We start from the raw sequence: 26596 nt of genomic DNA, 5'->3' as shown, positions 1-26596 counted from the left end.
ATGAGAAAGAATCTTATTTCAATAAATTGAGCATTGCAACTTCATCAATCACTGTTACACCTAGCTCTTCAGCTTTAGTCAGCTTGCTTCCGGCGTCAGCACCTGCAACAACGTAGTCTGTTTTCTTGGAAACCGAACCGGCCACTTTAGCTCCAGCCTTTTCCAATAGATCTTTTGCCTCATCTCTTGTTAGGGTGGGAAAAGTACCCGTCAGAACAAAGGTCTTGCCTGCTACTGCAGCACTGATCACTTTTTCCTCTACACCAAGCTGCATTCCTGAGGCTAGCAACTGCTCAATCACCTCGCGGTTATGCGCCTCCTGCATAAAGCTAGTAATAGAATCTGCCACTACTGGTCCGACGTCTTTCACTGTGAGCAAATCATCTAAGTTGGCATCCATTAATGCATGCATGGACTGATAGTGATTGGCTAAATCCTTTGCTGTGGTCTCACCCACATGACGAATACCCAAAGCAAAGATAAATCTCGCTAAGGTAGTGTTTCTGGACTGATTAATTGCTTGAATGAGATTATCTGCAGACTTATCGCCCATGCGCTCAAGATTGGCTAGAGCAGTAAATCCCAATCTGTAGAGATCTGCTGGGGTTCTCACCAGATTCTGGTCAACCAATTGATCCACGATCTTCTCACCCAAACCCTCAATATCGAGAGCTCTTCTGTGGGCAAAGTGAATCAATGCTTGTTTGCGCTGTGCCCCACAAAATAAACCACCGCTACAGCGAGCCACTGCCTCATCAGCCAAACGCTCAATATGCGAGTCACATACCGGGCAATTTGTTGGCATTACAAATTCGGTTGTGTTGCTAGGCCTGCGATCTTGAATCACTGAAACTACTTCCGGAATCACATCGCCTGCTCTGCGGACAGAAACAGTATCACCAATACGTACATCCTTACGCTTGACTTCATCTTCGTTATGAAGCGTGGCATTGGTCACTGTTACTCCGCCCACTTCAACTGGTGCCAGCCTGGCTACTGGGGTAATTGCACCCGTACGTCCCACCTGGACATCAATCCCCAAGACAGTAGTGAGTGCTTCTTGCGCTGGATACTTGTGAGCCAATGCAAATCGGGGGGCTCTAGATACAAAACCGAGCTTAGCCTGCTCTGCAAATGAGTTAACTTTATAGACAACGCCGTCGATGTCGTATGGGAGAGAATCTCGTTTTTCACCAATCTCATTGTAAAAATTGAGAATCTCTTGCACCGAGTTCAGTACTCTGCGCTCTGAACATACAGGTAATCCCAGATCTACATATGTGTTGAGTAATTCTTCATGGGTTTTTGGGAGCCAAGATTGAGGCTCTAGTGCCCCCAAGCCATAAGCAAAGAAAGAGAGTGGTCTTTTTGCAGTGATCTTCGAATCTAATTGACGCAAGCTACCGGCGGCTGCGTTTCGGGGGTTGGCAAACTCTTTCTCACCCAACTCTGCTGCCTGCCGATTCATCTTCTCAAAGTCTTTGAGATACATAAAGACTTCGCCGCGAACTTCTAATACTTTCGGGATATTTTTACCAGTGAGCTTGAGGGGAATAGCGCGAATCGTTTTAATGTTTGCTGTGACATCTTCGCCACTAGCGCCATCGCCACGTGTGGCAGCAGTTACTAAGGCACCATTTTCATAACGCAGCGAAATAGCCAAGCCATCAAACTTGAGCTCGCCAGCATAAGCGACGTGGTCTAGCTTTAAGCCTTCACGACAACGACGATCAAAGGCGACAAGCTCAGCTTCTTCAAACGCATTGTTTAAAGAAAGCATCGGTACTTCATGAATGACAGAATCAAAATCCTTTAGAGCCGTGCCACCCACCCTTTGCGATAGTGATTCTGAAGTAATCCACTCTGGATGAGCGGCCTCAATATCTAATAACTCACGATAGAGACGGTCATATTCAATATCAGGCAAAAGTGGGTTATCTAGCACGTAATAGGCATGCTCTAAGCGGGCAAGCTCTGCCTGCAAGAATGCATAGCGCTCCGCTAAATTTGTCGGACTATTGGACGACAAGGTGATTTCCTAGCTAAAGAGTCTGCTAGCCGTAGAAGATCCAGCAGGAACACCAGACTTCTCTAGATTGGCATAAAGAAGATCAAGATGCTGACGAATACTTACTACAGCAGCTTCACTCAAGTTAATGCCATTGTCATCTACTAAACGGCCATGGGCAGCTTGAGCAAGCTCAACACCTTCAGCAAGCATTCTTTCGAAGGCACGCTCTTCCTGTACAACTAATGGAACTTCAAGCAATAAAGTCAATTGCGATACAGGTGAATTGGGATCTAAATCAGCACTACTAAAGACAAGTCCCTCATTGCTATAGAACTCATATTGCCTACCGTTACGAGCTAATTTAAAACCACGCTGACGCATGAGGGCATCAAAGTTACCCCATGGACATGGTTCATCAAATAAAACATTGATGCTCAGCTGGATATCGCTATCAGCAGCCATCACATCTAGCTCTTTAGCGCTTTCTAGCATCGTGTTCACACTAGGCATATCAATTTGAGAACCCAAAGTCTCGGCGAGCGCTTGTGCACGTGAGCAAAAATCAGAAAGCTCCAATACTCCAATAGCGCCACGGCGACTTACCAATTGAATGGCTAGCTGTAACTCTAAATAGCTAGATCCAGGCTTAAGTCCTTCCCAATCCTCTGCCGCATCTTGGTCAGCATTCAGGCCTTCGCATACCCACCTAGCAGTAGCTTGTACTTGCGAATCGGCCCAATCATGAATCTCTTCTAAGATCTCTGATCCAGCAATAGCCTCGTCAAAACGAAGTGTGATGACGCAATCAATGCGAGGATCAATAGTAAATTTCTCGGGAATAGAGTTTGCTGTTGAGGTAGATCCAAAGCTTGGCTCGCTGCGCCCTATGTCTGGATCAGCAGAACTAGGCTCACGACCAAAGCGATCATCCGTAAATAGGGACTGCTCTCGCGCTTGGCGACGAGCACGTGCATATTTAAAATTAAGAATGGCTACCAGTGTCAAAATCACTAAACCAATGGCAGCTAATGCAAATTGCAAATCAGACAAACCTAAACTCGTCATGATTTGTTCTACGTACACTTAGGCGGCCTCCACCATCGATACAGCAGATGAGATATCTACTGCCACAATTCTGGATACACCTTGCTCTTGCATGGTGACACCAATAAGTTGATGGGCAATTTCCATGGTGATCTTGTTATGTGAGATGAATACAAATTGCGTCTTCTCTGACATTTTGGCAACCATCTTTGAATAGCGCAAGGTATTTGCATCATCCAATGGAGCATCTACCTCATCAAGTAAGCAGAATGGGGCAGGATTGAGGAGGAAGAGTGAGAAAACCAAAGCAATTGCAGTCAAGGCTTTTTCACCACCAGACAGAAGATGAATAGAGCTATTTTTCTTACCTGGAGGCTGAGCCATGACCTGAACGCCTGAATCCAAAATTTCTTCGCCGGTCATCACAAGCTCGGCATGGCCACCGCCAAAGAGCTCTGGGAATAATTTTCCGAAATGCGTGTTGACTTGGTCGAAAGTTCCTTGTAATAGATCACGAGTTTCAGCATCAATCTTCGCAATCGCATCTGTCAAAGTCTGCATTGCTTCATTCAAGTCCGCAGATTGTGCATCTAAGAACTGTTTACGCTCACGTGAACTCGCTAGCTCATCAAGAGCCGCCATATTCACTGGACCCAAGGATTGAATTTCGGTATTTAAGCGATTCACTTCAGTTTGAAGGGCGCCCACCTTCAATTCTGAATTGAAATTTGACTCCAAGGCAATAAGATCGGCTTCAGCATCGGCTAATAAGGTTGCAAATTGCTCGTAGTTCAAGCGGGCAGCTTGTTCGCGTAACTGTAAATCAACTACCTTGTCACGCATTGGCTGTAAGCCACGCTCTATTTGCATCCGGGCTTCATCAGCTTCACGCAGTTGATGTAATAAAGCGTCTTGTTCGGTGCGTGCATTCGCAAGGGAAGCCTCACGTGCACTGCGGGCTAGCAATAAACCTTGTAATTTATCTTGTGCCTCTTCATCACTTAAAGCTGCCAGCTCTTGTGTGGCCAGGTCATGCTTATCTTGGATCTCCATAATCTGGGTACGCGCTGTACTTTGATCACGTTGCAAATCAGTAATACGTTGCTGCAATGAGCGAGTAGTAAATGCCGCTTCTTGTGCTGCCATCTCAGCAGCACGAAATGATTCACGTAAGTGATCACGCTCTTGAGTGGTCAGCTCTAATTTTTCTTGAGCTGCTTGGAGAGAATCTTGCAGTCCTTGTTTGGACTGCTCTGATTTGGCTAGCTCCTCGCTTGATTGCACTTGATTTACACCCAATTGCTCCATCTGCTGATGTAATTCTGACAACTCGCTTTGAATTTGTGCGGCACGCTGGCTGTATTGCTCTTCAGCTTGGGTGAGCTGCATTCTTTCCACTTCGAAACCATGCGCTTCTTGCACGGCATGCTCAGCATTAATACGGGCTTGCTCTGCTGCTTGGTGTGCGGCTTGATAATTTGCCGCGCACTGATCTAGTTCACTCTGCAACTCACTTTGCATGAGTTTTTGTGCACGTAATTGTTTCTCAAGACTTTCCATCTCTTGAGCGCGCGCCAACATACCAGCTTGCTCAGAGTCTGCCGCGTAGAGCTGAACACTGACACGGCTCACTAAGTGACCTTGCTGAGTAACAAAAGCGCCACCAGCGGGTAATTTCTCACGACGATGCAAAGCATCTTCAAGGCTGCTAGCAATATAAATATTATCTAACCATTCTTGTAATACAGAAGTCAGTCTTGCTGCACCAGCACTTTGAACACGCGTTAGCAGTGGTGTGAAATCAGCAGGTACATTGGTGTGTGCAGGCGTAATTTCTTCAGTGAGCAAAATTGCCAAACGACTTGGGGGAGCATCATTCGCCAGAGCCAATGTTTCTTGAACGCTCTTTGCTGTTACTGCGGCTAAGCGTTCACGCAATACGGATTCCAAAGCAGCTTCCCAGCCACTCTCAACCTTCAGCTCTTGCCAGAGTCGCTTGCTTTCTTTGAGGCCCTTGCTCTCTAGCCATGGTCCAATCTTGCCTTGCGCTTGAACACTAGCTTGCAAAGCAGTCAGTGCTGTTAACTTCGCTTCAGTTTGCGCAAGATCCTGGTTTGCAGCCTGGGTCTTTTGCTGTGCGGCATTCCGTGCCTCGTCAGCAGCTGGTACGCGTTGCTGTGTATCAACTGCGCGTTGCTTAGCCTCATCCACCTTACGCTGCGCCATCACCTGGCGATCAATCGAAGTTTGCAAAGCCTCTGCATCTGGCCTGCGCATACCATCTAATTCGCTGGTGAGGCGAGTCTCGCGCCCTTTGAGCTCATCCGATTGTGCAGACATTGCACGAATACGCTCACCCAAACTTGCTAGGCGCTGCTCGATGGATGCCAAACTTTCTCGCGCCTGATTGAGATCACGAGCAGATGTTTGATAAGCCTCTTCACGGCCTGGCATCTGTGCTTGCAAGCCATTGAGATCTGCCAAGAGGGTTTGCTCTTTTTCTGTTGCAAGAGATAACTCATGCTCGGTAGTGCGTTGTGCTTGTGCAGCATCAGTCTCTTGAATAGTCCAACGTTGTAACTGTGCCTGCAAATCTAAGGTTTGTTGTTGCAAGCGTTGACGTGCTTCTTGCACATAATGAATCTGAGACTCGACCTGACTCACATCAGAGTTAGTTTGATACAAATCACCTTGGGCCTGAGAAACCTTATCTTGCAATGCGTACTGTTGGGTACGCATGGTCTCTAATTCGGCCTCAGCATGGCGTAACTTAGCAGTTTGCTCTTCCAAGCTAACCTGGGTATCACGAATGCTATTAGCATGGCGCTCTTGCTCTTTACCAGCCTCAGTTTGACGCACAAACCAGAGCAACTGCTGCTGTGATTTCATTTGTGTTGAGAGCTCTGCGTGACGCTCAGCAACTGTAGCTTGTTTTTCCAAACGCGTTAATTGCTGATCTAGCTCGCGCAAGATATCTTCAACACGCGTTAAATTTTCTACAGTGTCTTCTAAGCGCGATGCCGTTTCTTTACGACGTTCTTTATATTTAGAAACACCAGCAGCCTCCTCCAAGAACACACGCAATTCTTCTGGCTTTGCTTCTAGAATTCGGTTAATGGTTCCTTGACCAATAATGGCGTAACCTCTTGGACCCATACCAGTGCCCAAGAAAATATCTTGAATATCTTTACGACGCACTACTTGATTGTTGACGTAGTAACTGGAGTTGCCATCACGAGTCAAAACACGTTTGATTCCGAGCTCTGTAAAAGCACTCCACTGACCTTGAGCACGCCCCTCTGTATTATCAAAAATCAATTCCACACTGGCACGACCAGATGGCTTACGCAATCCAGAGCCATTAAAAATGACGTCCTGCATCGATTCGCCCCGCAGCTCACTAGCGCGAGATTCGCCCAAAACCCAGCGGACGGCGTCAATAATGTTCGACTTTCCGCAACCGTTAGGACCCACAACGCCAATTAATTGGCCAGGCATTTCAAAATGGGTTGGGTCGACGAAAGACTTAAAGCCGGAAAGTTTGATGGATTTCAGTTGCACGGCGTACTTTGCAGGGAAAAAGAGGTTTAAATAAGGGGGTAATTAATTAAAACTAAAGTGGGAAGATGATAGCAAGCTTGGGACTACTTAGACGCGTTTTCTGCCCATCGATATAATGATAAATCTACCTCCAGGGACAAAACCCCTTAACAATCTGATAGTTAACTAAAAAGCATGAGCCAATCACCACAAAACATCATTGAACAAGCCTGGGAAAACCGCGCAAACCTCTCCCCAGATACCGCTCCAGGGGATGTCCGTAATGCCGTAAATGCGGTCTTAGAAGGCCTAAATGCCGGCACTATTCGCGTTGCTGAACGCCGTAGCGTTGGTAAATGGGATGTCAATCAATGGGTTAAGAAGGCTGTTTTGCTCTCTTTTCGCCTAGAGGACAACGTTCCCATGGGTGCTGGTGGCTATACCCAGTTCTATGACAAAGTACCCAGCAAATTTCAGGACTACACTGCGGCTGATTTTGCTGCTGGCGGCTTTCGGGTTGTCCCCCCTGCAATAGCGCGTCGCGGCTCGTTTATTGGCAAAAACGCGGTTTTAATGCCGTCCTACGTCAATATTGGTGCTTATGTCGGTGAAGGCACTATGGTGGACACCTGGGCAACTGTAGGTTCCTGCGCTCAAATTGGTAAAAACGTTCACCTCTCTGGTGGCGTTGGTATTGGCGGCGTTTTGGAACCGATCCAAGCTGGTCCGGTCATTATTGAAGATAACTGTTTTATCGGTGCTCGCTCCGAAGTAGTTGAAGGTGTAGTCATCGAAGAGAACTCTGTTCTTTCCATGGGCGTCTATCTGGGTCAGAGCACCAAGATTTATGACCGTGAAACGGGCGAAGTGCACTACGGCCGAGTTCCAGCAGGCTCTGTAGTGGTTCCAGGATCCCTTCCTTCTGCTTGCGGCAAATACAGCTTGTATGCTGCCGTCATCGTGAAGAAGGTGGATGCGCAAACGAGAGCAAAGACTGCCATCAACGAATTACTCCGCGACTAAATTTTATGAGCGCCACCCTTGAGCTGACAGAGGCTCTAATTGCTTGCCACTCCGTTACCCCGGCTGATGGTGGTTGCCAAGAATTAATCGCTCATCGCTTGCAAGCTCTTGGGTTTCATACTGAGAGTGTTGTGAGTGGTCCTGAGAACTTTCAAGTAACCAATCTCTGGGCAATTAAAAAAGGTAAGTCTGGTGATGAAGGCAAAGTACTGATGTTTGCTGGTCATACAGATGTTGTGCCAACTGGACCATTGGAAAAGTGGGATAGCAATCCATTTACTCCCACCATTCGTGATGGCATGCTCTATGGTCGTGGCGCAGCTGATATGAAAACCTCTCTTGCTGGTTTTGTAGTGGCAACCGAAGAGTTTGTCACAGCACACCCCGATCATCACGGCTCTATTGCCTTCTTAATCACTAGCGATGAAGAAGGCCCTGCGAATGATGGCACTGTCATTATGTGCGAGCGTTTGCAAAAGCAAGGACAACGCCTAGACTATTGCGTGATTGGTGAACCCACTTCTGTTGAGAAACTTGGTGACATGATTAAAAATGGTCGTCGCGGTTCTTTATCGGGCAAGCTCAAAATTAAAGGTATTCAGGCCCATATTGCCTACCCGCATCTAGGCAAGAATCCGATTCACCTATCGGCACCTGCCATCTCCACCTTAGTAGAAACCGAGTGGGATAAAGGGAATCAATATTTTCAGCCCACTAGCTTTCAGATTTCCAATATTCATGCTGGCACTGGGGCAAACAATGTGATTCCTGGTGAATTAACAATTGATTTCAATTTCCGCTTCTCTACTGAGAGTAAGCCAGAACAATTGCGTGAGCGTCTTGAAAAGATTTTGAATAATGCCGGCCTTGATTTCGAAATTGACTGGGTATTGGGCGGCAGTCCTTTTATTACAGGAGATGGTGGCCTAGCAACTGTATTGCGTCAGGCCATCAAAGCAGAAGTTCAAGTAGATACTGAGCTATCGACTACTGGTGGCACTAGTGACGGACGCTTCATTGCGAAGATTTGCAATGAAGTTGTAGAGTTTGGGCCACTCAATGCTACTAGCCACAAAATCAATGAGTGCGTCATCATTGATGATGTTGAGCCCCTGAAAAATATTTATCGCAAAACACTTGAGCAGCTGATTGCTTAATTGCGAATCAATTTCTTTCCAGTTGAAGCCAAGCCATCATGGACCCTGAGCCTTTGCAATCACTAACAGTCAATCAGTGCATCAATCAAATTGCACAAAAACTGGCAGCAGCAAACTTACATTACGGGCATGGCGCAATTGATGCGCAAAGCGAAGCACTCTGGCTTGTCAGCAAGCAAATCGATTTAAGCCCAACTGAAGCGCTTGATCATTTGGAAGACTCAATTACAGCCGAGCAGGAGAAAAAAGCTATCCTTGTTGCTGACGAAAGAATCGCCACTCGTAAACCACTTGCCTATATTCTGGGTGAAGCCTGGCTGATGGGTGTCCCCTTTTTCTGTAGCGAACAAAGTATTGTTCCCCGTTCATTGATTGCAGAACTGATTGTCGATGGCTCTCTAGAGCCATGGTTGCCTGCAGGTGGTAAAGCACTTGACTTATGCACTGGTAATGGCTCGTTAGCAAGCCTCTTAGCACTGTCTTGTCCTGATATTCATGTGAGCGCTTGTGATATCAGCATGCCCGCCCTATCTATAGCCGCACGAAATGTCGATCGTCATGGCTTGAACTCTCAGGTAGATTTATTAGATGGTGATTTATGGAATGCTTTGCCAGAGCCCAATGAAGATAATGTATTTGACCTAATCATTTGCAACCCACCATATGTCAACGCCCACTCAATGAATATGCTTCCCGCTGAATATCATGCTGAGCCAGTTCTGGCATTAGCTGGCGGGGATGATGGCATGGACTTAATCAGAAGAATTATTGCGCATGCGCCAGATTACTTATCTGAGCGTGGCGCCATTCTGATTGAGATTGGCAATGAGTATGAGAACTTTAAAAAGGCTTTTCCTCAAATTCCAGCGATTTGGATGGAAGTCTCTGCTGGCGAAGAGCAAGTACTTCTCATACAGGCGGAAGAGCTGCGTTAGAAATCTATCAACTTAATTCTGCTGCAGCAGCAATTGCCTGATCAATTCGCTCAACCGGAATAATTTTCAATCCCGGAATCTTGGTCTTAGGCATATTAGCCTTTGGAATAATGGCTACAGTAAAGCCTAATTTTGCCGCCTCTTTTAAACGCTCTTGTCCACGTGGGCATGGACGAATTTCACCCGCCAAACCAACCTCACCAAATACGATCAGCTCTTTAGGTAGAGCACGATTGCGAATCGACGATTGGATTGCCAACAGCACTGCTAAGTCAGCTGCAGGTTCGGAGATTTTGACTCCGCCCACCGCATTTAAGAACACATCTTGATCAAAGCAAGCAATGCCTGCATGACGGTGTAAAACCGCTAAGAGCATTGCTAAGCGCGCCTGCTCTAGACCAACAGCTAAACGCCGTGGGTTGGGAACGTGCGCGGTATCTACTAACGCCTGAATTTCTACCAATAGAGGACGGCTACCTTCTTGGGTAACTAGTACACAGGCACCTGGAACCATTTGCTCATGCTGCGATAAGAAAATTGCCGAAGGATTAGTGACACCACGCAGACCTTTTTCGGTCATTGCGAACACGCCTAACTCATTCACAGCACCAAAGCGATTCTTAATCGAGCGCACTAAACGAAATGAAGAATGGGTGTCGCCCTCAAAATACAAAACAGTATCCACAATATGCTCTAAGACTCTAGGTCCGGCAAGGTGGCCATCTTTAGTAACATGGCCTACCATCAATACACAGATACCACTGGATTTAGCGGCCCTAGTTAATTGCGCAGCACACTCTCGTACTTGCGCTACCGATCCGGGAGCAGAGCTTAGCACTTCGGAGTACAAGGTTTGAATGGAGTCCACCACCAATACTTGTGGCTTAACAGTATCCATAATCGAAATCAGTTTTTCTAACTGAATTTCTGCCAAGACCTCTAGTTGGGGAGCATCTAATGCAATTCGTTTTGCCCGTAATGCGATTTGGGCTGCTGATTCTTCACCACTACTGTAGAGCACATTCATCCCAGCAGCACTCATCTCAGCCAAGGCTTGCAATAGTAATGTCGATTTACCAATTCCGGGATCACCTCCCAAGAGAACCACACCACCTGGAACTAAGCCACCCCCTAAGACGCGATCAAACTCTTCAACGCCAGTGCTAAATCTTGGTAAATCCTCTGCAGCAATTGCAGATAACTTTTGCCTAGGTAAAGATTGCGCTAAACCCTGAAAACGAGAATTCGCTGTGCTCTCAGGCAGCCCCTCTTCCAATGTATTCCACTCCTGACAAGATGGGCACTGCCCCTGCCACTTTGCAGAGCTGCCGCCACAAGATTGGCAGATGTAAACCGTTTTGACTTTGGCCAAGAGTTACCTAGTAATAAAATTAAAAAATATTGAGTTGGTCATCAATCCAGCTGTGTGCCGGATTTATTTTCTTGTGCACGCTTAGGCGCATCTTTGCGGCGCTGCTCTAAATCAGCCGCTCTTTGAGCTGCATCTTTTTGCTTCTCAGCAAACTCCCGCTGATTATCTACACGCTCAGCCGCCTTAACAGGCGAGGCTCGCTCAGCAGCTCGCTTTATATCTTCTTGATCCTTCAGGCTCTTGCGTAATTTTCGCTGCGCCTCATGAAGTGCAATCTCTTGCTGCGTAATAGGGTCTATTTCTTTGCGATATTCCTTTCTAGCGCTGCCGATACAGTAATTCACCCAATACTTTTGATGACAGTCGGATTGAGCCTTGCCCCAGCGATACTTGGCCCACTCGCGCTGCAGCTCAAGTTCTTGTTCAATCTTATCTAGCTGGGCAAGCTCAGCCTCTTCAGCAGGCGTCGCAAGGACTAAGCTACTAAAAGAGCAAACTGCTACAAAAATTCCGAGGAATATCGTTGAGCGAATAGTGTGACTCCTCAAATTTCCACCTTTGAACCAAGCTCTACAATTCGATTGGCAGGTATCTTAAAAAAGTCAGACTGACGACCTGCATTTTGATACATCCAGCAGAACAAGCGCTCACGCCAGAGGGCCATCCCAGGCATTGCTGAAGGCACGATGGTATCCCGTGCCAAGAAAAAGGATGTATCCATCATGTCAAACTTCATATTAAATTTAGTTTCAATCAAACTAATAATGCTTCCCATATCGGGAGTTTCTTTAAATCCATAGATAGCCCTCACTACAAATATATTGCCACCTAAATCTTTAAGGGTAATGCGTTCTTGATCGTTTACATAGGGTACATCCCAAATACTGACCTTCAAGAAGAAGACTCTTTCATGCAATACATGGTTATGCTTGAGATTATGTAAAAAAGAGATTGGCAAATAATCCACATGAGCAGTTAAAAATATAGCAGTGCCCTCAACACGATGAGGTGGGTGTTGAAGCAAAGAGCTAATAAAGCTACTGAGTTCGATGCCACCTTCCATTGCACGCTTGCGCAAAATTTGACGGCCATGGTACCAAGTAATCAAACAGATAAAGCAAAGTAAGCCAAGAGCTAACGGGTACCAGCCCCCATCTTTGATCTTAATTAAGTTAGCAGTCCAGAAAGCAAAATCAACCAAAAAGAAGGCGGTTGTAATTGCTGCCACTAATACAAAATTCATCTTCCATTCACGGAACATTACTACTGCCAACAAGATGGTAGTGATCAGCATTGTTGAGGTTACCGAAATACCATAAGCTGCTGCCAAATTCACGGACTCTCGGAACTCAATAATAGTTACGACGACCATAAACAACAAAGCCCAATTGACCATTGGAATATAAATTTGACCCTGCTCAGAGTCAGAGGTATGCAAAATATTCATACGCGGCATAAATCCAAGCAAAATTGCCTGACTTACTAGTGAATATGCTCCTGAGATGACGGCTTGAGAAGCAATGACAGTAGCAGCCGTCGCTAATCCTACTGTTGGCCATAATGCCCACTCTGGGACCATTAAGTAGAAGGGGTTTTTAATGGCTTCGGGATTAGAGAGCACTAAAGCACCTTGACCTAGATAATTAATTAGAAGGCTTGGCAGAACAATTAATAACCATGCATATCTCACCGGTGTGCGACCAAAATGCCCCATATCCAAATACAGTGCTTCCACTCCAGTAACTACGAGCACTACCGCGCCCATCACAATATATGCGGTAGTTGGATGCAGCCTGACAAAGTCAATTGCGTATAGCGGATTGAAAGCGGCAATGATCTCAGGAGCATCGCCAATGTTCCAGATACCTAGAGCAGCAAGCACTAAAAACCAAGCAAGCGTAATGGGCCCGAATAATTTTCCAACAGCAGCAGTGCCATATTTCTGAATGAGAAATAGAGCAACCAAAATAATGAGTGAAATTGGAATAATGAATTTGTTCAAACCTGGAGCAGCAATTTCAATACCCTCAACAGCAGATAAAACGGAAATAGCCGGGGTAATGACTGACTCACCCAAGAGCATGCAAGCACCTAACATGCCCATGATCATAAAAAAGAAGTAACCTTTTGATTTGCTATCGAAAGAACGCAAAGCTAAGGCCATCAAAGAGAGAACTCCACCCTCGCCTTTATTGTCTGCTCGCATCACAAACAATACATACTTAACAGTCACAACTAGAATCAGAGCCCAAATCATCATTGAGATGACGCCAAATAAAGCTTCTGGGGTATACGCAATGCCATGAGTAGGATCAAAGCATTCTTTTAGCGCATAGAGCGGACTAGTTCCTATATCACCGAAGACGACGCCAATTGCTGCAAGCATCATTACACCCAGGCTTTTTTTATGCTCGCCACCAGGGCCACTCACCTCTACTGGATTTAGAAGTGTTGAGCTGGAAAACTCTGGATTACTAATTGACATCTCATAACCTTAAGGTATGTTGCATGGCAATATGTTACTCCTTATGGGCAACCCTTAAATAATGAGTTCAACCCTCAAAAACCGCTTTTTTATATTCAAATTGCAGGAAAACCTCGACAGGGACCCCCAAAAAATGCTAGAATCTAAGACTCAGACGCGGGGTGGAGCAGTCTGGCAGCTCGTCGGGCTCATAACCCGAAGGTCGTAGGTTCAAATCCTGCCCCCGCAACCAGTATTACAGCTCTAAGCCCTTATTTTTAAGGGCTTTTTGCTTTTTAGCGATAACTAAACCCTGAAAGACTGCTCAATAAACTAGTTCTTTGGTCCGTCAACTGCTTTTAGGTAACCCTGAAGGTACTGAGCTGGCACAAATAAATCACTACTCACCCCAGTTTTTGAAGAAATCCTGACCTGAAATCCCTTATTCATTTGCTCCCGCAAAAAAGTATCGGTCAGTTGAATGGCCATCAACTCTTTAAACACGCAACCTTGAGGTTCACAGACGCCAGCTTCTCGCGATAACACTTTAAAAGTACTCGCAGGTTTATTTAGCAAGTTAGCTGATTCGTAATAGCGCCATGGAGCAAAGTAAGTCAAATGAACCAGGAGTTCGTATGATTTAACACCCTGAACACTTTTCTCTGCTCTGAGACTAAACATTTCAAAAGTATTGGCAGCATCCATCGTATTGATCGGAGGGCCTTGATATATCTTTCCGCCAGTACTGGAATTAGAGCTAATGAGGGTAGAACGATAGACATCGTTAATTTCCCAAGCACTCACGACTCTATCGTTACCTCTACATGCTATTAAGCTAAGGCTAACTATGAGTAAAACAACAATTCTGTACATATCTAAATCCCCTTAAGTCTGGAAATCATACTATCGACCAACTAAAGAGGGGCCTATTGCCACCAGGTCTATTAGCAGCAAGCATTTCCATATTTAGCTCTGCTCTATATTAAAGGCTTAATTCAAAACCTTATAACCCCTACCACCCAAACACCGCTTAACAACAGCCTCTTGAGCTTGGTTGCCGCTAAACGCACCGCCAGCACCGCCAATCACTGCACCGGCGCCAGCAGCTTGAACGATACCAGTTGTATTGCCACCCGTAACAAGCCCCAGTAAGCCACCAACTACAGCACCTGCACCAGCACCTTTTGCGGCAGTCCCACCCATACCGGACTGATCTTTAGCGTACGCCTGACACTCTTGCAAATCCTTCTCATAGGCGGCTTCATTAACGCCCTTCATATCGACAATTGGGCGAACATCAGCACCAGCACAGCCGACTGCCGTAATCAACACTAAAGAACATAACGCAAATAGCTTGTTCATATTCATCACCTTTTTGCTAAATTAAGTTTGGGTTTAAGGATTATTCCTTAATACTCCTATGCCATAGACGATTTATAGCATGCCGCCAAAATTGTGTCGAAGGCTTAGTATGGTTTTTAAATGTCCAGATTTGAGCGCCCGTGATAGGCGTTTGGTAAAACGGAATATTTAAATCTCTGTAACGTGCGCTCACAGTAGGGTGTGGGTGGCCATAACGATTACGGTAGCCGTTTTGTGCAAAAGCCTGATCAGGCCTCAAACTCTTCAGTAAGTCGAGGGATGAAGAAGTTTTACTGCCATGGTGTGGCGCCATGAAAATGAGTTGTTTATCGGCCATCTCTGTAAGTCTTGAGTGATTGAGCCGCTCCACTATCTCAGCCTCACCTTGCTTTTCTATATCACCAGTTAACCAGAAAGAAGCATTCTGGTTGCGAACCTCGAGCACGCAACTCACTTCATTTGGCTTTCTAGAATATTGATCCTCAAAAAGTGTATCTTCGCTTGGGTGCCACACTATGAATTCAACGCCATCCCAAATCCAACGCTGTCCAAACCGACAAGGGATGCTGGGAACTTTTCTAGATTGAAGATTTTGGAGCAAAGGATTATTAATGGGCAATGAACCCATCATGGAATCAAACTGAATTTGCTTTAGTAAGGTAGCTGCCCCGCCCACATGATCACTATCACTATGGCTAATCACCATGCGATCTATTTGATCAATACCTCTACCGCGCAAATAAGGCAGAATCACGCGCTGCCCTGCATCATCCTTCTTTCCTTGAATGGGTCCAGTGTCATAGAGTAATTTCTTATTTGCTGTCTCCAGCAAGACTGACGTACCTTGGCCAATATCTAGAACAGTTGCCCGGAATTCGCCCACAGCTAAAGCGCTTAGATTTGAAAAACTGAGTAGCGGAATGAACAAAGGGATGGATAGAGTTAAAGCTAAAGTACGCCTTCTCCACTCATCGATCAAACTTCCTGGGCGAATGGCATAAATAATTCCAGCGATAGATAAAAGTAAGGTCCACCACTCCGGGTGAGGCGCCCAGACCACTGACCAATTCCAGTTAGCCATCCAATCTAATGCGACTGCGAGATACTCCATTGCCATATGGGCTAGCAATACAAGCCACTTCCCAATAAATTCCGGTAACAATGCTCCAGCGATAGCTAAAGGTGTCACAACATAACTAACCAGGGGAATTGCAAAGGCATTAGCCAATAGCGACACTAGTGATACTTGATAGAACCAATATAAAGTCAATGGGAGTAATGCAATGGTCATAACTGCTTGCACTCGACAGGCTTCACGTAAGGCTTGAGTGATGCGATAAATCCAATGAACTTCTAATTCTTTACCGGTGGGTATGCCGAGCAAGCCTGATGAATTTCCCATCGCGAATAGGATGGCAGCAACCGCACCAAACGACAACCAAAATCCAGGGGTATAGGGTGCCATTGGATCAATCAATAAAACAAATGCTAATGCCCACCACCAAATATCAAAAGATCTCGGATTTTTGCCAGACCATAGCGCATATGCCACTACACCAACCATATACATCGTTCTTTGCGCAGGTATCTGAAAGCCCGCCAACCACGCGTAAATAAATGCTGTCAAAAACCCAGCGATTGCAGCAACCTTGCCAACAGGGATGAGTAGCGGCCAAGATCGGCGTCGCCAAATAAATGCTGCTATAGACGCACCAACGCTAGCCAACATCGTTACATGTAACCCTGATATGGAAATTAAATGGCCAATACCGGTAGCATTAAATACTCGCCAGTCATCCTGTTCAATTGCATTTTGATCGCCCATTACCAAGGCAATCATCACACCAGCATAGCGGGCATCTGCTGGCAGCATAGATTGAATCTTTTTGCGCAACTTCCAACGTGCTAATTCCATACGCAACTCAAATTCTGTGAGACTAATATCTCTTGAGAGCAAGAGCTCTCCAGACCTTACTGAGCCACTGGCCCCAAAATCCTGATGAAAGGACCAACGCTCAAAGTCAAAGGTATATGGATTGAGCGAACCGTAAGGACGCTTGAGTTTTACTTTGAACCCCCAGCGTTGACCCGGCACAATCTCAGGGATTGCTTGCGGGTTTCTCCACGCAGGCTGCCAACTTAAATAGATGCGCCGAGGAAGTGTGGCTGTGGCGTCATCTATTTCAAATGCAAACTTAGCACCTTCTATATTTCCTTGAGGTAGTGCGGCTATACGCCCTTCTATTGTTAATTCTTTGCCCTCCATTTCTGGAGAAAGGACATTGTGTAATCGATTCTCGGCATAGCGAGCATTCCAAGCAAAGCCCAGCACGAATACGAAAGTAATAATGGCTAATTTACGAACATAACTTAGTGGTTTTTCAACATAAGCCAAGAATAAAAAAATCATGCCAAGCAGAAAACATCCTGACATCCAATACAGGGGCAACTCTGGCAAAAAGAAAAGGAATGATCCCCCGGCGATAAACGCCGTAATCGCTAAGCGCAAGACCTTAAGAAGCTTGGTTAAGCGTGAATTGCCAGCGCAGAGAGCCAACTAAAACAGTAATAGAATTACTGCGTAGCCAATTTCTCTCTGCCCAGCGTTTACCTGTAAGCCAGAAAGCTATTTACGTAAACCCAGATTAGTACCAAGTCTTTCATAAAGCAGAACTTGTTGCTTCACAAATTGGTCAGTTTCGGCTGGAGACCGAATAGCGGCTATCGCACCCGCTGTTTTATTAGCATTCTCCCATGCGGGATCTTGAGCTACTTTCTTTAGAACTTCAACCCACTTATCTACTACATCTTGAGGCAAACCCGGCGGACCAAATAAACCGCTCCATCCTGTTGCCTGCTCGAATTGATTTAATCCCAACTCACGACTAGAAGGGATATCAGGGAAATCTTTCAGCCTATCTGGTGTAGATACCATTAAGCCGCGCATACTCCCGCCTTTAATTTGGCCAGCCAAGGTGGTCATCGTGTTGCAAACAAAATCGACTTGATTTCCGAGTAAGGCAGCACTACTTTCCCCAGCACTCTTATAAGGAATCATTGCAGCTGCTGAAGAAGGTAAGTTAGCTGCATTTAGTAAGATCTCAACCGATAAATGCTGAGAAGTGCCTGGGCCAGCAGTTGCATAGTTGAGCTTACCTGGATCGGATCGAAGGGCCCCGAGTAGATCCCTCATATTTTTATAAGGTGAATCGCTTTTAACAACGCACACCATAGGATTTAAATCCAACAAACTGATAAAAGTAAAATCATTCCACTTATAGGGAGTTTTACTATCGAGCGCAGGCACAATAGCCTGAGAGCCAACTCGCGAGATCAATAAGGTATAGCCATCGGGCGTGCTATTCCGAACCTTCAGGGAACCAATGGTTCCTGATGCGCCGACAATATTTTGAACAATCAAAGGCTGGTTCATCAACTTGGTCGCAACTGATGCCAAGTTTCTACCAGAAAAATCACTATCTCCGCCCGCAGTATAGGGGGCAATTAAAGTAATTGGTTTAGACGGGTAGCCTTGAGCACTGAGACCCACTGAGACAGAATTTAAAGCTACAAAAATGAGTCCCCAAGATGCAAACTTCAGACTCACAGCATTATTTATTATCCTACGCAGATCATTGAACATATCATCACACCCAAAGTAGATTTTAAGTTTTTTAAAGCGAATTAAGCTCAACACTGAGTTGAGTGCCTGGGACAATAATTCCGCCTCGGTCACCCTTTGTCGTTGACCCCCAACGCGGAATATAGTATTCAGGAAGTGACCGAGCATTATTGGGGGCAATCCATAACCTCAGTAAATGACGATGACGTTCAGGCTCAGGCCAATTTTCAAAATCACTTCTTGAATGAAGTATTAGATGGTTATTTAATATTTGAATATCGCCTGGCTCAAACTCCATAGACAATACAACCTTTCTCTCGGCCAATATTTCATCCATTAAGTCCATCACATCAACCTGCTCAAGCTTTAGCCTTGGAGCATCTGGAAAGTTATTTTGAGCTGAGTCAATATATTGACGTATATAGGTGCAAGTTAGCTGATCTTCGAACCAAGTAAAAATGGGCATGCTATACCAGGGATCATAGCCATCTGGAATCTCACCTCTTCTATCGGTTGGATAGGGCATAAATAATGCCTCCACTAGATCTGGTCGCCTCAGTGCAACTTCGTTATATAAGCTAATAGAACTGGCAATATAGGACTCCCCTCCTGACTTAGCTTTTTGCAGACAAAGTAAGGCCACCAAATCTGCAGAGTCGGTATGAAAGTCTAATTTTTTATTGGTTTGATAAAAACGGACATCTTTATTCTTAATATCAACCCCTTGATCTTTCACATGCCCCAACAAATGCCCCTTTGCATTACTGCTACGCAAACTTCCAATATGAGAGCCAATGCCAAGATAAATTGTGGCAGACAATTTAAGGTCTAACTGATCAACCGGCAATCCTCTGATCAACAAAAAACCGCGTCCAAACAGTAATTCATTTGAAAATTCTTTTATCTTTTTGGATAAAGAAGCTAATGGGAAGTATTTTGGAGAAATCTGCTCTAGGGGCTTATTCAGTGATAAAAAATAACTCCCCGCCTCTATAAGCTCGCGAATTTCATCTTGAGTCCACTCTAGTATCCAGGATGTATCCTTTTGCAACTCCTGGCCATTCCATGCGGCAGGCCCAGCAATCGCTTTAGGTACTTGCAACTTTGGCATCAGAGCATTCATCTACACCCCCAAGGAGAATCATTTGCTAATTAATATAAACCAACTAGAAGAGACTTAAAGCCTCTTTTATTGAATTGTTAGTAGTTCCCCTTACTTTTACTGATGAAGAAAAGAAAGACAACTTTAAGTGCCTACTTTTATCTAATGGAAAAATTATTGCATCGCAATAGTGGTCGTTCAAACTTTGCCAATCGATCCGTCAGAAATTACTTTATAAGAGTAGAGCGCTGACCAACGCGGCAATGCCTGCATAGCATTACGCCAAACAGCATCAGCAAATTCAGAATCAGTAATACCACGAATAGTGGCCAATTCTTTTGCAATCCGAGCCACAAAGGCGGGCTCGTTAAATGCAATCCCCTCTTCCCTCAACCATGCCGGTGGAATATCAGGAGAATCAGTTTCTGTAACGATACTATCGAGTGGTAACTCAGTTAAAAGCCTGCGTATTTGTAGCGCCCGCTCATAGGTAGCGGCACCACCAAATCCTAACTTAAGACCTAACTCAATAAATTGCTCTGCCTGCTGAAAGCTGCCATTAAAGGCATGCGCAATGCCGCCAAGAATTTTGTGACGTCTAAGCGCTTTCAGAATGGCATCTTGTGAGCGACGCACATGCAAGATGACTGGCAGCTGAAACTTTTGCGCTAAATCCAACTGCGCATTAAAAAAATACTCTTGCTTATGTGGATCTAAGCCTTCCACAAAATAATCCAGTCCTATCTCACCGATACCAACAAATCTGGGATCAGAAAGCGATTTGGCGATCTCTTGCGCAAGAATATTGATATCAGCTTCTTGAGCTTGATTGGTATACAGAGGATGAATACCGAGTGTATAGACTAAGCCAGGAATCAATTGACTATATTGCTTGGCAAGCTCACGAACATGCTGACAATCAGCCACCCTGACAGCCGGCAATAGAATTGCCTGGACATTTTTTTCAGCAGCAGCCTGAATGACCTCCGGCAATGTATGCTCAAACTCAGGCGCATCTAGATGGCAATGGGTATCGATCCACATGGGATACGTTGCTCCCATGATCATTGCGAAAAAATCTTTAATACTCCACGCTCTAAATGCAAAATACGATCACAACGTTTGGCGCGTACTGGATCATGAGTCACAATCACAAAGGCAGTTCCTTGATCGCGAGCAATATCTAGCATTAAATCAAATACACCATCAGCAGTTTCGGTATCAAGGTTACCGGTTGGTTCGTCCGCCAATACACATGCAGGATTACCTACTAGAGCCCTTGCAACAGCTACACGTTGGCGCTCGCCACCAGACAACTCTCCCGGGGTATGCAGTTCACGCGTAGATAAACCAACTGCTTTCAGCATCTTGCTGGCACGATCCATGGACTCATCATTATCTAAACCACGAATACGTAATGGCAAAGCGACGTTCTCAACTGCACTAAATTCATCCAAGAGATGATGGAACTGATAAATAAAGCCCAAGCTTTGATTGCGTAATTGATCTAACTTTTTGACGGATAACTGATTTAAATTTGAGCCTGCAAGAACGACTGAGCCTGCGCTTGGCGTATCTAAGCCACCTAAGAGATGTAATAAGGTGCTTTTGCCAGAACCAGACGAGCCAACAATAGCCACCTTCTCTGAAGGTGCGATATCTAAGTCAATCGCCTTCAGAACTTCTACCGCTGTGGGGCCTTGACCATAGGTCTTAGCGAGACCTCTAGCCATCAGAACTAAATTAGCTGGATTACTCATGGCCTCATTCATAGCGCAAGGCCTCCGCTGGTTGAACTTGGGCGGCACGTCGACTTGGATAGAGAGTTGCCAGTACAGACAATCCAAATGCCATCAAGCCTACAGTGACTACATCACTCAATCTGACATCCGAAGGTAATTCACTAATAAAGTAGATTTCGCGTGGCAAGAAGCGCACTCGGAAGATCGCTTCTATGGCAGGAACAATGAAATCAATATTGAGCGCAATTAACAAACCTAAGCCAACACCCGCTAGGGAGCCGAGGATGCCAATAGCTAGACCTTGAATTAAAAATATTCTTTGGATCAAACCGGGACTAGCGCCCATCGTTCTCAAAATCGCAATATCAGCCTGCTTCTCATTGACAGTCATCACTAATGTAGACACGAGATTAAATGCTGCTACCGCAATAATTAAAGTCAGAATAATGAACATCATCTTCTTTTCAGTTTGAACTGCAGCAAACCAATTGCGATTTGAACGTGACCAATCCGTTACCCACATTGCCTGGGGTACTACGGCAGCCAATTGATTAGCTATCTCAGGTGCACGCTGCATATCATCGATCTTCACACGCAAGCCAGATGGATCGCGTAAGCGTAACAAGGCAGCGGCATCTTTCCAATGCATGATAGCTAAGGAGCTGTCGTACTCGTAATGTCCACTGTCGACAATGCCAACGACTTGTAGTGTTCGCATTCTTGGCATTGCGCCAGCTGGTGTTAAATCACTCTCAGGAACAATGAGATTGACACGATCACCAACATGCGCACCGACAAGGGCTGCAAGTTGAGCGCCTAGGACAACACTAAAGCTTCCTGGCTTGAGATCATCAATACTGCCAGCAACAAATTGTTTTGGCAGATCGGAAACTTTTCCTTCTTCACCAGGCAAGATGCCCCGAATAGAGACACCGCGCATGATATTTTCTCGGCTGAGCAAGCCTTGAGAGCTCACCATGGGCGCAACACCTACTACGTGTGGTTGTGTAGCAACCTTCAGAGCAAGTGGCTCCCAGTTCGCCAATCCCTCTGGTGCAGTAATTTCGACGTGCGATAGAACAGACAGCATGCGGTCACGGACTTCCTTTTGGAAACCATTCATGACAGAGAGGACGACGATGAGGGAGGCAACGCCTAGGGCGATACCAGCGGTAGAGATACCGGAAATGAAAGACAGGAAGCCATCGCGCTTACCCACCGTCTTACGACGCTTGGAGCGGGTATAGCGCAGGCCAATTTCTAGCTCAATAGGAAGTCTCAACATAGCCACAGTTTAGTGAATTACCAAGGCAAACTGATGGAATACCTAAATGCCACCTAAAATCAGGGAAATGACTTCAAATTCCACATCCTCCCCAAGCTCCCAGAACGCTCTTCGACGCTTTACCCTGATGTTGCCAGGAGAGGATGCCCTTGACCCTGGAGACGAGCGGGCAATGGGTGATCGCCCTGTTAAAGGGCTGCCTCACGAGCGCTTTTTACTAGGGGACCTTGTTCCACTGGCACCAGCCCTACTTTTAGGACAAACATCTCAAAATGTGAATCCGTCTGAAGTCATTGCCTGCCTACAACCAGTTCATCTGCATGCTACGCGCGATCACCTGATTTTGATGGGGCAAAACCAGATCGATTTGACACAATCTGAATCTGCCGAACTTCTGAAGGCCGCCCTGCCCTTGATTGAAGAAGATTTTCAAAGTGCGATTCTGCTCCAGGGCCAGCACTACTGGTTTGTTCCAGCTGGTCCATTTACAAACTTAGAGGCCTATAGCATCGATCAAGCACATGGCCGCAATATTGATTGGTGGATGCCGCGTGACACTAATGAAGAGGGCATCGCAAAGCGTTGGCGCAAACTCCAAAATGAAATCCAGATGCTGTGGCATATTGATCCAGTGAATGAAGAACGCGAGCAACGTGGTATGCCAAGCATCAACTCCTTATGGATTAGCGGCATTGGTAAATTGAGCGATGTACAAGCACCGCTGATAATTTTGCAATCGAATCATCTGTATGGGTCACACCCCCTGTTGGTTGGCTTGGCCAAGCTCTTTAATATCCCTCATTCACCAACATTCAATACCCCAGCAGCAGGATCTTTTGCCTGGCTAGAGAACCCTGAATCGGTATGGCCGACATTAAGTGCTGCACTGAGTAATAAAGAATTAGATGAAGTCCTGCTCATTGATTTTCCAAAAGGGAAAGCTCGCGAGCGGGTCTTCACAGCTAAAGACCTTGATAGAAAATCTTGGGCCTTCTGGAAAAAACCAGCGCCGCTTACTTGGAAAGAAATCATTTCTTCATGAGTCTCTTTTCTCAGCGCCCTTTTTCTGAACGCACTGCTACCTGGTTTGAACAAAGTGGTCTTCATCCATTACTTGCTAGACTCTATGCCGCAAGAGGCCTGCAATCTCCTGAAGAACTCTCACTCGACTTAAAACAACTGCTCTCGCCAACGGAACTGAAGAATTGCATCAGCACAGCAGCTTTGTTAGCAGATATCTTAGAGCGCAAAGAGCCGATGCTCATCGTTGCAGACTATGACTGCGATGGTGCCACTGCTTGCGCTGTTGGCTTGCGGGGCTTGCGAATGCTGGGCGGCCCCGAGACCCCCATTCACTTTCTAGTCCCCAATCGCTTCACGATGGGCTATGGTCTCACTCCTGAAGTGGTTGAACTTGCTGCTGAGCAAAGCCCCAAACCGAAATATCTCATTACGGTTGATAACGGTATTGCGAGTGAAGCTGGCGTAGATCGTGCTCGTGAACTGGATATGGAAGTAATCGTTACTGATCATCATCTACCTGGTGATCGCCTTCCCAAAGCAACTGCGATTGTCAATCCCAATCAACCAGGTTGCACCTTCCCCAGTAAGGCGCTTGCGGGTGTTGGTGTAATGTTCTATCTATTGGTAGCACTACGCGCAGAACTACGTAAGCGTGGAAGATTTACCAATGAGACTCAACCTAAGATTGAGAACTTATTGGATCTCGTTGCGCTAGGCACGGTTGCTGATGTAGCCCAGCTTGATCGCAATAATCGTGTACTGGTTTCCAATGGCTTGAAACGTATTCAGGCTGGAATATCCCAACCCGGAATACAGGCCTTGTTTCAAGCAGCAGGTCGAGACCCACGCAAGGCAAATACCTTTGATTTAGGCTTTGCCATTGGCCCGCGCCTCAATGCTGCTGGGCGCTTAGCCGATATGACTTTAGGTATTCGCTTGCTTCTAACAGATAACGCCGATGAAGCAATGACACTTGCGCAAGAACTCGATCGTATTAATCGTGAACGTCGCGTGATTGAAACCGGCATGCAAGAAGCAGCTCTTGCCCATCTTGCAGAAGACCAATTAGCTGGAACAATAGCGCAGCGCACAAGTATCTGCCTTTGGAACCAAGAGTGGCATCAAGGTGTTGTTGGGATTGTGGCTTCACGCTTAAAAGAACGTTTTAATCGCCCTGCGATTGTTTTTGCTCCCGCTGATGGCGCTACAGGTGAAGAGCTACGTGGTTCTGGCAGATCATTGACAGGCTTTCATTTACGTGATGCTTTGGATATTATTTCCAAACGTGAGCCCGATCTTATTCTAAAATTTGGTGGTCATGCGATGGCCGCAGGTTTAACGATTCGCAAGAGTGATTTTGAAAAGTTTGATGCCTGCTTTCAGGAAGTCGCAGCCAGCTTGTTGACCGATGAAATCCTAGAGCGCCAACACCCCCACGATGGATCTCTGCAGCCTTCAGAATTCACCCCTGAAATTGGCGATCTTCTGGCTCAAGAGATTTGGGGCCAGGGGTTTCCACAGCCGGTCTTTTATGGGGAATTTGAGATTGCCCAGCAAAGCCTCATGAAAGAAAAACACCTCCGCGTGATGCTCCGCCCGCTTGGGGTAGCCGCTAGCAATAAACCCTTATCGGCCGTTTGGTTCAACCGTACCCAAAGCCTGCCAGCCAAAGCCAAATTGGCCTATCGCTTGGTGACCGATCGCTATCAAGGACAAGCCCGCATCCAACTGATGATTGAGGCTCATGACGAGAGTGCCGGAACCTAAAGGGCAAGCTAAAAAACCCCCTTATAATTAGGGGATGGAAGCTGAACAACTCAATACGATCTCAAATACCTTGTCCGACCTGCTCACCCGTGAGCAAGCTCTTCGGGGGTATCTTTGACTTCGAAGTAAAGTCACGTCGCCTTACCGAAGTTAACTCAATCCTAGAAGATCCCACTATTTGGGATGATCAAAAAAAAGCACAAGCGCTAGGTAAAGAAAAGAAATTACTCGATGGCGTGGTTGCCACTCTGACTAATTTAAATACGAATATCACTAGCGCTCTGGAGCTATTTGATATGGCCAAAGAGGAAAGCGACTTCGAAACTATCTCTGCCATTGAGCAGGATGTAGAGAGTTACAGCAAGATCATCGGTGATCTAGAGTTCCGCCGCATGTTCCATAATGAAATGGATTCCTGCAATTGCTTTATCGATATTCAAGCAGGTGCAGGCGGCACAGAAGCCTGTGACTGGGCTAGCATGCTCTATCGCCAATACCTCAAGTATTGCGAACGTAAGGGCTACAAAACGGAAATCCTCGAAGAATCCGATGGTGATGTTGCCGGCATTAAGAGCGCTACCATCAAAGTCGATGGCGAGTATGCCTATGGCCACCTCCGCTCTGAAACTGGTGTGCACCGCTTAGTACGTAAATCACCCTTTGATTCCTCTAATGGTCGCCATACCTCTTTCGCCTCGATCTATGTCTATCCCGAGATTGATGACTCTATTGAGATTGAAGTGAACCCTGCCGATATTCGCACCGATACCTACCGCGCCTCTGGTGCCGGTGGTCAGCATATTAATAAAACTGACTCTGCGGTACGTCTCACGCATATTCCAACAGGTATTGTGGTGCAGTGTCAGAATGACCGAAGCCAACACCGCAACCGCGCTGAAGCAATGACGATGCTAAAGTCACGTTTATACGAACATGAGATGCAAAAACGTCGCGTTGAACAAGATAAGTTAGAGGCGAACAAAACCGATGTGGGCTGGGGTCATCAAATCCGCTCTTACGTTTTGGATCAAAGCCGCATCAAAGATTTACGTACTAACGTTGAGATCTCAAATACCCAGAAGGTATTGGATGGGGATCTTGATGCCTTTATTGAAGCCAGCCTGAAGCAAGGCGTTTAATTACCGTA

At 46.0% G+C, this 26596-nt stretch carries 20 protein-coding genes and 1 tRNA gene; 7 read left to right on the top strand and 14 right to left on the bottom strand.

Features of this window, described 5'->3' with window-relative positions:
* Nucleotides 1-13: 13 nt before the first annotated feature.
* Genes ligA through smc form a run of 3 tightly spaced genes read right to left on the bottom strand, consistent with a single transcriptional unit; the run spans nucleotide 14 to nucleotide 6616 of the window.
* On the bottom strand, nucleotides 14-2029 hold the full coding sequence (ligA, locus tag CBI31_RS01045; RefSeq protein WP_088524570.1) for an NAD-dependent DNA ligase LigA: 2016 nt from the start codon (nucleotides 2027-2029) through the stop codon (nucleotides 14-16).
* 9 nt (nucleotides 2030-2038) lie between these two features.
* On the bottom strand, nucleotides 2039-3094 hold the full coding sequence (locus CBI31_RS01040) for a cell division protein ZipA C-terminal FtsZ-binding domain-containing protein (protein WP_240553630.1): 1056 nt from the start codon (nucleotides 3092-3094) through the stop codon (nucleotides 2039-2041).
* A complete protein-coding gene (gene smc, locus CBI31_RS01035; RefSeq protein ID WP_088524568.1) occupies nucleotides 3095-6616 on the bottom strand; it encodes a chromosome segregation protein SMC in 3522 nt (1173 codons plus the stop codon).
* Between the two features lie 174 nt (nucleotides 6617-6790).
* Here smc and dapD point away from each other — a divergent pair, with 174 nt between their 5' ends.
* The 3 genes from dapD to prmB are packed head-to-tail and all read left to right on the top strand — an operon-like array spanning nucleotide 6791 to nucleotide 9710.
* Nucleotides 6791-7618, top strand: coding sequence for a 2,3,4,5-tetrahydropyridine-2,6-dicarboxylate N-succinyltransferase (gene dapD / locus CBI31_RS01030; protein ID WP_088524567.1), 828 nt, complete (start codon nucleotides 6791-6793; stop codon nucleotides 7616-7618).
* A gap of 5 nt (nucleotides 7619-7623) precedes the next feature.
* On the top strand, nucleotides 7624-8775 hold the full coding sequence (gene dapE / locus CBI31_RS01025; RefSeq protein ID WP_088524566.1) for a succinyl-diaminopimelate desuccinylase: 1152 nt from the start codon (nucleotides 7624-7626) through the stop codon (nucleotides 8773-8775).
* A 38-nt stretch (nucleotides 8776-8813) separates the two neighbouring features.
* The gene (gene prmB / locus CBI31_RS01020) at nucleotides 8814-9710 is read left to right on the top strand and encodes a 50S ribosomal protein L3 N(5)-glutamine methyltransferase (RefSeq protein WP_088524565.1); all 897 of its coding nucleotides are present in this window, start codon (nucleotides 8814-8816) and stop codon (nucleotides 9708-9710) included.
* 7 nt (nucleotides 9711-9717) lie between these two features.
* Here the strand turns inward: prmB and radA are convergent, their stop codons facing one another.
* From radA to CBI31_RS01005, 3 genes are read right to left on the bottom strand one after another with little or no spacing between them, the layout of a single operon-like run.
* Nucleotides 9718-11082: a DNA repair protein RadA gene (radA, locus tag CBI31_RS01015; RefSeq protein ID WP_088524564.1), complete on the bottom strand. Its 1365-nt coding sequence runs from the start codon at nucleotides 11080-11082 to the stop codon at nucleotides 9718-9720.
* Between the two features lie 41 nt (nucleotides 11083-11123).
* Nucleotides 11124-11630, bottom strand: a complete 507-nt coding sequence (locus CBI31_RS01010; RefSeq protein ID WP_088524563.1) for a hypothetical protein — start codon at nucleotides 11628-11630, stop codon at nucleotides 11124-11126.
* Nucleotides 11627-13471 (bottom strand): potassium transporter Kup, encoded by a 1845-nt coding sequence (locus tag CBI31_RS01005; RefSeq protein ID WP_420812057.1) that lies wholly within the window; start codon nucleotides 13469-13471, stop codon nucleotides 11627-11629. Before CBI31_RS01005 ends, CBI31_RS01010 begins: the two co-directional genes overlap by 4 nt.
* A 251-nt stretch (nucleotides 13472-13722) precedes the next feature.
* Here CBI31_RS01005 and CBI31_RS01000 point away from each other — a divergent pair.
* A tRNA-Met gene (locus tag CBI31_RS01000) sits at nucleotides 13723-13799 on the top strand.
* 80 nt (nucleotides 13800-13879) lie between these two features.
* Here the strand turns inward: CBI31_RS01000 and CBI31_RS00995 are convergent.
* The 8 genes from CBI31_RS00995 to CBI31_RS00960 form a co-directional block, all read right to left on the bottom strand.
* The gene (locus CBI31_RS00995; protein ID WP_088524561.1) at nucleotides 13880-14350 is read right to left on the bottom strand and encodes a hypothetical protein; all 471 of its coding nucleotides are present in this window, start codon (nucleotides 14348-14350) and stop codon (nucleotides 13880-13882) included.
* A 186-nt stretch (nucleotides 14351-14536) separates the two neighbouring features.
* Entirely contained in the window at nucleotides 14537-14908 is a 372-nt protein-coding gene (locus CBI31_RS00990) for a glycine zipper family protein (RefSeq protein WP_088524931.1), read from the bottom strand.
* Between the two features lie 40 nt (nucleotides 14909-14948).
* Entirely contained in the window at nucleotides 14949-17318 is a 2370-nt protein-coding gene (locus CBI31_RS00985; RefSeq protein ID WP_240553628.1) for a DNA internalization-related competence protein ComEC/Rec2, read from the bottom strand.
* A 216-nt stretch (nucleotides 17319-17534) separates the two neighbouring features.
* Nucleotides 17535-18515 (bottom strand): Bug family tripartite tricarboxylate transporter substrate binding protein, encoded by a 981-nt coding sequence (locus tag CBI31_RS00980; RefSeq protein ID WP_161491170.1) that lies wholly within the window; start codon nucleotides 18513-18515, stop codon nucleotides 17535-17537.
* A 67-nt stretch (nucleotides 18516-18582) separates the two neighbouring features.
* Nucleotides 18583-19641: a TauD/TfdA family dioxygenase gene (locus tag CBI31_RS00975; RefSeq protein ID WP_240553626.1), complete on the bottom strand. Its 1059-nt coding sequence runs from the start codon at nucleotides 19639-19641 to the stop codon at nucleotides 18583-18585.
* Nucleotides 19642-19830: 189 nt separating this feature from the next.
* Nucleotides 19831-20676, bottom strand: a complete 846-nt coding sequence (locus CBI31_RS00970) for a TatD family hydrolase (RefSeq protein ID WP_088524929.1) — start codon at nucleotides 20674-20676, stop codon at nucleotides 19831-19833.
* A 20-nt stretch (nucleotides 20677-20696) separates the two neighbouring features.
* Nucleotides 20697-21392: an ABC transporter ATP-binding protein gene (locus CBI31_RS00965; RefSeq protein WP_420812053.1), complete on the bottom strand. Its 696-nt coding sequence runs from the start codon at nucleotides 21390-21392 to the stop codon at nucleotides 20697-20699.
* A gap of 4 nt (nucleotides 21393-21396) precedes the next feature.
* Complete coding sequence (locus tag CBI31_RS00960) at nucleotides 21397-22659, bottom strand: lipoprotein-releasing ABC transporter permease subunit (protein ID WP_088524557.1); 1263 nt, start codon at nucleotides 22657-22659, stop codon at nucleotides 21397-21399.
* Between the two features lie 67 nt (nucleotides 22660-22726).
* On the opposite strand from CBI31_RS00960, the gene CBI31_RS00955 reads away from it, so the two are divergent.
* The 3 genes from CBI31_RS00955 to prfB all read left to right on the top strand — a co-directional run bounded on the left by CBI31_RS00955 (nucleotide 22727) and on the right by prfB (nucleotide 26588).
* Nucleotides 22727-23701 carry a hypothetical protein gene (locus tag CBI31_RS00955; RefSeq protein WP_240553624.1) on the top strand — a complete coding sequence of 325 codons (975 nt, stop codon included), beginning with the start codon at nucleotides 22727-22729 and terminating at the stop codon, nucleotides 23699-23701.
* Entirely contained in the window at nucleotides 23698-25449 is a 1752-nt protein-coding gene (gene recJ / locus CBI31_RS00950) for a single-stranded-DNA-specific exonuclease RecJ (RefSeq protein WP_088524555.1), read from the top strand. Before CBI31_RS00955 ends, recJ begins: the two co-directional genes overlap by 4 nt.
* 34 nt (nucleotides 25450-25483) lie before the next feature.
* Nucleotides 25484-26588 (top strand): peptide chain release factor 2 gene (gene prfB / locus CBI31_RS10250; protein WP_112218901.1). Its coding sequence is split into 2 segments (ribosomal slippage): nucleotides 25484-25564 and nucleotides 25566-26588, totalling 1104 coding nucleotides; the frame shifts between segments, so codons are not numbered across the junction.
* Nucleotides 26589-26596: the final 8 nt, after the last annotated feature.

Origin of the sequence: Polynucleobacter campilacus (assembly GCF_002206625.1) — a bacterium.
Classification (GTDB): Bacteria; Pseudomonadota; Gammaproteobacteria; order Burkholderiales; family Burkholderiaceae; genus Polynucleobacter; species Polynucleobacter campilacus.
This window is presented reverse-complemented; position numbering and strand designations above follow the sequence as displayed.